The 6,642-nt window shown below is 71.7% G+C and carries 8 protein-coding genes; 2 read left to right on the plus strand and 6 right to left on the minus strand.

All coding sequences use genetic code 11. The features are described from left to right. The first annotated feature begins 67 nt into the window (after nt 1–67). Complete coding sequence (locus AB0F15_RS25145; RefSeq protein ID WP_360274793.1) at nt 68–889, plus strand: SAM-dependent methyltransferase; 822 nt, start codon at nt 68–70, stop codon at nt 887–889. A gap of 124 nt (nt 890–1,013) precedes the next feature. Here the strand turns inward: AB0F15_RS25145 and AB0F15_RS25150 are convergent, their stop codons facing one another. The 6 genes from AB0F15_RS25150 to xerD form a co-directional block, all read right to left on the minus strand. Next, nucleotides 1,014–1,766, minus strand: a complete 753-nt coding sequence (locus tag AB0F15_RS25150) for a pseudouridine synthase (protein ID WP_360274796.1) — start codon at nt 1,764–1,766, stop codon at nt 1,014–1,016. Continuing rightward, nucleotides 1,753–2,610 (minus strand): SMC-Scp complex subunit ScpB, encoded by an 858-nt coding sequence (gene scpB, locus AB0F15_RS25155; protein WP_360274799.1) that lies wholly within the window; start codon nt 2,608–2,610, stop codon nt 1,753–1,755. The genes AB0F15_RS25150 and scpB overlap by 14 nt, the downstream gene beginning before the upstream one ends. Continuing rightward, nucleotides 2,607–3,536: a segregation/condensation protein A gene (locus tag AB0F15_RS25160; protein WP_360274802.1), complete on the minus strand. Its 930-nt coding sequence runs from the start codon at nt 3,534–3,536 to the stop codon at nt 2,607–2,609. The genes scpB and AB0F15_RS25160 overlap by 4 nt, the downstream gene beginning before the upstream one ends. Beyond that, nucleotides 3,536–3,958: a cobyrinic acid a,c-diamide synthase gene (locus AB0F15_RS25165; protein ID WP_360274805.1), complete on the minus strand. Its 423-nt coding sequence runs from the start codon at nt 3,956–3,958 to the stop codon at nt 3,536–3,538. Before AB0F15_RS25165 ends, AB0F15_RS25160 begins: the two co-directional genes overlap by 1 nt. After that, a complete protein-coding gene (locus AB0F15_RS25170) occupies nt 3,955–4,926 on the minus strand; it encodes a ParA family protein (RefSeq protein WP_360274808.1) in 972 nt (323 codons plus the stop codon). Before AB0F15_RS25170 ends, AB0F15_RS25165 begins: the two co-directional genes overlap by 4 nt. A gap of 146 nt (nt 4,927–5,072) precedes the next feature. After that, complete coding sequence (gene xerD / locus AB0F15_RS25175; protein WP_360274822.1) at nt 5,073–5,975, minus strand: site-specific tyrosine recombinase XerD; 903 nt, start codon at nt 5,973–5,975, stop codon at nt 5,073–5,075. Between the two features lie 108 nt (nt 5,976–6,083). On the opposite strand from xerD, the gene AB0F15_RS25180 reads away from it, so the two are divergent. Then, nucleotides 6,084–6,623 carry a DUF1707 domain-containing protein gene (locus AB0F15_RS25180; RefSeq protein ID WP_360274811.1) on the plus strand — a complete coding sequence of 180 codons (540 nt, stop codon included), beginning with the start codon at nt 6,084–6,086 and terminating at the stop codon, nt 6,621–6,623. Nucleotides 6,624–6,642: the final 19 nt, after the last annotated feature.

A 6,642-nucleotide genomic window follows, 5' to 3' on the forward strand; every position in this document is an offset into this window, starting at 1 on the left:
AACCCCCGCGCCACGGCGAAAAGTCGGGATCCGCGGCACGCCGCTCGATCGGAGTAGCTTGGCGAGCGTGACGGAGTCCCTCCCCGCCGTGAGCCGCACCGCCGTCGGCGTCGCCGCCCTGCGGGCCTACGAGAGCAGCCGCCCGGACCGCCTGTTCGACGATCCCTACGCGGCCGCGTTCTTCGCCGCCGGCCGGTCGGTGCTGCCCGACGGCACCGGGCGCGACTCGGATCAGGCCGGGCTGGGCGCGCTGATGTACCCGCAGATCGCGATCCGGACCCGCTTCTACGACGACTATCTGCTCGAGGCCGGCTGCGCGCAGGTGGTCCTGCTCGCCGCCGGGCTCGACGCGCGGGCCTTCCGGCTGGCCTGGCCGCCCGGCACCCGGCTGTTCGAGATCGACCTGCCGGAGGTGCTGGCGTTCAAGGACGACGTCCTGACCGCCCGCGGCGCCGAACCGGCGTGCGAACGGGTCGTCGTGCGGGCGGACCTGCGCGAAGACTGGGCGACGGCGTTGCGCTCCGCCGGGTTCGACCCGGCCGTGCCGACGGCTTGGCTGGCCGAAGGACTGCTGATCTACCTGTCGTACGAGGACACCGAACGGCTGCTGACGACGGTGGGCGAGCTGTCCGCGCCGGGCAGCCGGGTCTCGTTCGAGCACCGCCCGAGCGGCGCCACGGAGAGCCTGACCGCCCGCGCCCGGGCGAGCGCGGGCGGCGAGCACGTCACCCGGCTGTGGCTCGGCGGCCTCCGGGACAGCGCGCCGGAGTGGCTGGCCGCCCACGGCTGGCAGCCGACGACGGTCGCGCGGGCCGAGCTCGCCGCCGGCTACGGCCGCCCCGCGCCCGACGACGGGACCGCCGGCGGCTTCATCACCGCCGTGCGGTGACACCCCGGGCTTCCGCGCCGAGCCGGGGGCTTCGCCACCCGGCCCCCCGAAAGCGGGGGTCAGAGTTCAACCGCGGCTTCGCCGCGAGCCGGGGGCTTCGCCACCCGGACCCCTGAAGAGCGCGTCAGAGTTCGACGTTGCGGTAGAGCGCGCCGACCTCGCCCTTCGTCAGCCGCCGGATCGAGCCGACGCGCTGGTTGCCGAGCTGGACGTCCCCGACCGCGGTCCGGACCAGCTTGAGCACCGGGTGCCCGGTGTCCTTGAGCAGGCGGCGCACGATGTGCTTCTTGCCCTCGTGGATCACCAGCTCCACCAGCGACTTGCCGGAGTGCATGTCCTTGACGCGGAACTGGTCGACCTTGACGATGCCGTCCGGCAGCTCCCAGCCCTTGCGCAGCTCCTTGCCGAGCCCGCGCGGGACGAGACCGTCGACCTCGGCGAGGTAGGTCTTGAGCACCTGGTACGACGGGTGCATCAGCCGGTGCCCGAGGTCGCCGTCGTTGGTCAGCAGCAGCAGGCCCTCGGTGTTCTCGTCGAGCCGGCCGACGTGCACGACGCCGGGCGTCTCCTCGTACCGGCCGCGCAGGTAGTCGCCGACGCAGGGGCGGCCGCGGTCGTCCGACATCGTCGAGTGCACGCCCTTGGGCTTGTTCAGGGCGAGGTAGATCAGGTCGTCGCGCAGGTTCACGCGGGTGCCGTCGACGTGGATGATCGCGGCTTCCGGGTCGACGCGGCGGCCCAGCTCGGTGACGACCTCGCCGTCCACCGCGACCCGGCCGGCGACGATCAGGTCTTCCGCCGCGCGCCGGGAGGCGACCCCGGCCTGCGACAGCACCTTCTGCAGCCGGACGCCGTCGGGGTGTTCACTGGATGTCATCGATGGTGTCCACTTCGGGTAGCAACGGAGCGATGGCGGGCAGGTCGTTCAGTGACGACAGCCCCAGTCGCTCCAGGAACAGCTCGGTCGTCACGTACAGCGTCCCGGTCGTCTCGGGGTCGGTCCCCATCTCTTCGATGAGGCCGCGCGCGAGCAGCGTCCGGATCACGCCGTCCACGTTCACGCCGCGCACCGCGGCGATCCTGGCACGGGTCACCGGTTGCCGGTACGCGATCACGGCGAGGCTCTCCAGCGCGGCCCTGGTCAGCTTCGACCGCTGGCCGTCCAGCAGGAGCTTCTCCACGAACGGGGCATAGACGTCCCTAGTGTAGAACCGCCACCCTTCGCCGACGCGCCGCAGGTCGATCCCGGAGGACCGGTCGGTGAACTTCTGCGCCATGGTGCGGAGGGCGACGACGATCCGGGACCGGGGCTGGCCGAGGGTCTCGGCGAGCAGATCTTCACTCGCGGGCGAGTCGACGATGAGGAGCAGGGCCTCGAGCGCGGCTTCGAGAGCCTCGTCGGAGGTGACGTCGGGAAGGGCATCGGCGTCCCCGGCGGCGACCAGGCCGGCCTGGGGCTCAGTGGGCTCACCCTCACCCGCCCCCGCCCCTTCGGACTCCGCAGACGCGGAGCTTTCACGTGAAAGCTCCGCTTCCTCGGCTGGGTGCTCCTCGGCAGCCTCCTCCTCGACCAGCGCCGCGACCGGCTCTCCGTCGTCGGTCACCGGCTCGCCCGACAGCGCCTCGTCCAGGGCCAGTTCCGCCGCGGCCTCCACCGGCTCGCCCACCGGCGGCACCGGCGGTTCCGGCGCCGCGATCGGCTCGTTGTTCTCGGGGCTCACCCGTACTCCTCTTCGTCTCCGGCGGTGCGGTCCAGCTCGGCCGCCGCGGAGGCTTCTTCCTTCGAGCCGCCCGTCCAGCGGACGTGCAGCTCCGCCAGTGCTTCGGTCTGCTCGAACTGGACCGTCGCCTCGCGGTAGAGCTCCAGCAGCGCCAGGAAGCGCGCCACGATCTCCACCGTGTGCTCGCAGTCGTCGACCAGCTCGCCGAACGTCGCCTGGCCGCGTTCGGCCAGCATCACCCGCAGCAGCGCCGCGTGCTCACGTACCGACACGCGGCCCATGTGCAGGTGGGCCAGCGACACCGTCGGCGGCGGCTTCGGCCGGAACACCGCCACCGCGATGTCGGCGAACTTCTCCGGTGTCACGCCCAGCATCACCTCGGGCAGCAGCCCGACGAACCGGTCCTCCAGCGCCACCGACCGCGGGTACCGCCGCAGCGCGCCCTGTTCCAGCTCGCTGAACAGCGCCGCCACCTGCTTGTACGCGCGGTACTGCAGGATCCGCGCGAACAGCAGGTCACGGGCTTCGAGCAGGGCGAGGTCGTCCTCGTTCTCCACCTCGGCCGAGGGCAGCAGCCGCGCCGCCTTGAGGTCGAGCAGCGTGGCCGCGATGACCAGGAACTCCGTCGTCTCGTCGAGGTTCCAGTCGGTGCCCAGCGCGCGCGTGTAGGCGATGAAGTCGTCGGTGACCGTGTGCAGCGCCACCTCGGTGACGTCGAGCTGGTGCTGCGAGATCAGCTGCAGCAGCAGGTCGAACGGTCCTTCGAAGTTCGCCAGCCGCACCTTGAACTTCGACGTGCTCAGTTCCTCGGTGTTGACGCCTTCGGGGATCATCCCGCCGTGCACCGTCTGGTGCGGCTCCGGAGCCTCCTCGACCGGCTCCGGCGGCACCTCGGCCGAGGCCGGTGCCGATGCCGGCTCGTCCATCAGTCCTCGGTTTCGCCGCCGTCTGAGCCGACCACCCGCAGCCGCTGCACCAGCACCGACTCCTCGCCGTTGGCGTCGAAGTCGGCCAGCAGCACCGCGACGGCCTCACGGACCAGCCGGCCGCGGTCGACGACCAGGTCGTGCTTGGCGCGCAGCGTCAGCCGGGCCTGCTCCATGGCGACGAGCTCGTCGCCGGAGACGTACACGGTGATCTTCGCGTCGTGCTTCGTCCGGCCGGACCCGTGCGGGGCCGCGCTCCGGGCGAGCTGCTCGGTGCGGCCGTTCCCCGCGGGCTTGGCCTTTTCGACCGGTTCGGCGGGCGCGGGCGGCGCCTGGGGTGGGAGATCGAGGGCGGGGCTGGCGGTGCTGGTCGTAATCCTGAAGAGTTCCGACGCTCCGGGCAGGGAAGCGCGCCTGCTCACCGAGCGATCACCTCGCGGGCCAGCTGGCGGTACGCCGCTGCGCCGGCCGACTTGGGTGCCCAGGTCGTGATCGGCTCACCCGCGACCGTCGTCTCGGGGAACCGCACGGTGCGGTTGATGACCGTGTCGAACACGGTCTCGCCGAATGCCTCCACCACGCGAGCCATGACCTCCTTCGAATGCAGGGTTCTCGGGTCGTACATGGTGGCGAGAATCCCGACTATGTCCAGTTTGGGGTTGAGGCGTTCCTGGACCTTCTCGATGGTGTCGATCAGGAGAGCCACGCCTCGGAGACTGAAGAACTCGCACTCGAGCGGGATGATCACGCCGTCCGCGGCGGTCAGCGCGTTCACCGTGAGCAAGCCGAGCGAGGGCTGGCAGTCGACAAGAACATAGTCGTAGTCGTTCATGACCGGACGCAGGACCCGTAACAACGTGTGCTCGCGTCCTACCTCGGCGACGAGCTGGACCTCGGCCGCGGACAGGTCGATGTTGCTCGGCAGCAGGTCAACGCCGTCGACGCGGGTTTTCATCAGCACGTCGGTCGCGCTGACGGACCGCTCCATGATGGCGTTGTAGACCGTCTGGTCGAGTTCGTGCGGCTGGATGCCCAGACCGACGGCGAGCGCGCCCTGCGGGTCGAAGTCGACGAGCAGCACCTTGCGGCCGTACTCGGCGAGGGCGGCACCGAGGTTGATGGTCGACGTCGTCTTGCCGACGCCGCCCTTCTGGTTGCACATCGCCATGATCTTGGCCGGGCCGTGGCGGTCCAGCGGGGCCGGATCGGGGTGCTCGCGGATCGGCCGTCCGGTGGGCCCGATGCCGTCGAGCTTCACCTTCTTGCCGTTGCGCTCCCTGGGTTCGTCACCGTCGTGGTGGGCGGGGGTGGCAATGGTGACCTGGCTGAGGTTCGCCGCCGCCGACCCGGCGGACTCGGCCGGTACGGCCGGCTGGTTCGGTGTCGACATGGCGCGAAAGCTCCTTGTTCGTCAGCGTCGCCGCAGCCTATGTCCGGAGTCGGAGCCCCGGCAAAGCAACGCGCCGGACCCGAGGGGGCAATGTCACTCGACCGTCGGTGCAGGCTGGGAAGGCCCTTGACCCTCCACAGGGCTGTCTAGCCCAATGCCCGCGGGTGCGCCGTCGCGTAGACCTCGCGCAGCGTGTTCACCGTGACCAGCGTGTACACCTGCGTCGTCGTCACCGAGGCGTGGCCGAGCAGTTCCTGGACGACGCGGACGTCGGCGCCGCCTTCGAGCAGGTGCGTGGCGAAGGAGTGGCGGAGGGTGTGCGGGGAGACGACGGCGGTGATCCCCGCCCGGCCGGCAGTGTCCTTGAGGACCTGCCACGCGCTCTGCCGCGACAGCCGGCTGCCGCGGGCGTTGAGGAACAGCGCCGACGTGCCCCGGCCGTTGGCGGCGAGCGCCGGCCGGGCGCGGACGGTGTAGGCGTGCACCGCGGCGAGCGCGGGACGGCCGATCGGCACCAGGCGCTGCTTGCCGCCCTTGCCGTCGAGCAGGACGGTGCGTTCGGTGTCGTCGAGGTCGTCGACGTCCAGGCCGACGGCCTCGGAGATCCGCGCCCCGGTGGAGTAGAGCAGCTCGAGCAGCGCCCGGTCGCGCAGCGCGCGTTCGCCGTCCGGGGCCGGGGTCTCGAGCAGCCGGAGCACGTCGTCGACCGGCAGCGCCTTGGGCAGCCGCTTCGCCGGCGTCGGCGGGCGGACTTCGCGGGCCGGGTTGTGCTCGGTGAGGCCCTCGGCGTGGGCGAACTTGTGCAGGCCCCGCACGGCGACCAGGGCACGGGCGGCCGACGACGCGGCGAGCGGCCGGTGCTCGTCGTCGCCCTCGCGCAGCGCGGCGCCGAAGGCCGTCACGTGCGCGGACGTGACGTCGGCGATCTTCGCGACGCCCAGGCCGTCCAGGTGCGCGGCGTACCGGCGCAGGTCGCGGGCGTAGCTGTCCAGGGTGTTGCGCGCGGTCCCCCGTTCGACGACCAGGTGGTCGAGGTAGGCGGCGATCACGTCGGCCGTGCTGTGCGGGCTGGAGGCCACGCCGTCACCCTAGGCCGCGCGGGGCCCGTGACCCGGCAGAAACCCCGTTCCCGGCCGGACGCGGTTACCGTGGATCGCATGGGGTCCGACGAGCTGCGCATCGGGACGGCCGAGCGCGAGGAAGCAGCGAGGCTGCTCGCCGATCACTTCGGCATGGGCCGCATCACGCCGGACGAGTACGAGACGCGGGTGACGGACGCCTACGCGGCGATCACCCTGGGCGACCTGCGGCCGCTGTTCCGCGACCTGCCGCAGCCGCACCCCGGCTTCTTCGGGGCACCGCCGATGTCGACGCCGATACCCATGGCGGTGTACGCGCCACCGACCATGCAGCTGCCCGCGTACGCAGCGGACCCGTACGCGCCACCCGCGCCGATGCCGTACGCGCCGTCGATGCCCGTGCCGTACTCACCCCGGTCGAAGACGGTCGCCGGGGTCCTGCAGATCGTGCTGCCGTTCGGCATCGGCCGGTTCTACACCGGCCAGACCGGGCTCGGCCTGCTCCAGCTCTTCGCCGTCCTGTGCACCGGGATCGGCGTGTTGTGGCCGATCATCGACGGCATCGTGCTCCTGGTCAACGGCGGTATGGACGCCGAAGGCCGCCCGCTGCGCCCCTGACCCGGGGCGCAGCGGAGCG

The sequence above is a fragment of the Amycolatopsis sp. NPDC026612 genome (assembly GCF_040638285.1).
Classification (GTDB): domain Bacteria; phylum Actinomycetota; class Actinomycetes; order Mycobacteriales; family Pseudonocardiaceae; genus Amycolatopsis.

What these genes read in the sequence shown, in the direction of transcription:
- AB0F15_RS25160 (WP_360274802.1), bottom strand. Translation starts at nt 3,536, where the DNA reads ATGGACGAGCCGGCATCGGCACCGGCCTCGGCCGAGGTGCCGCCGGAG.
- AB0F15_RS25150 (WP_360274796.1), bottom strand. Translation starts at nt 1,766, where the DNA reads ATGACATCCAGTGAACACCCCGACGGCGTCCGGCTGCAGAAGGTGCTG.
- AB0F15_RS25180 (WP_360274811.1), top strand. Translation starts at nt 6,084, where the DNA reads ATGGGGTCCGACGAGCTGCGCATCGGGACGGCCGAGCGCGAGGAAGCA.
- AB0F15_RS25170 (WP_360274808.1), bottom strand. Translation starts at nt 4,926, where the DNA reads ATGTCGACACCGAACCAGCCGGCCGTACCGGCCGAGTCCGCCGGGTCG.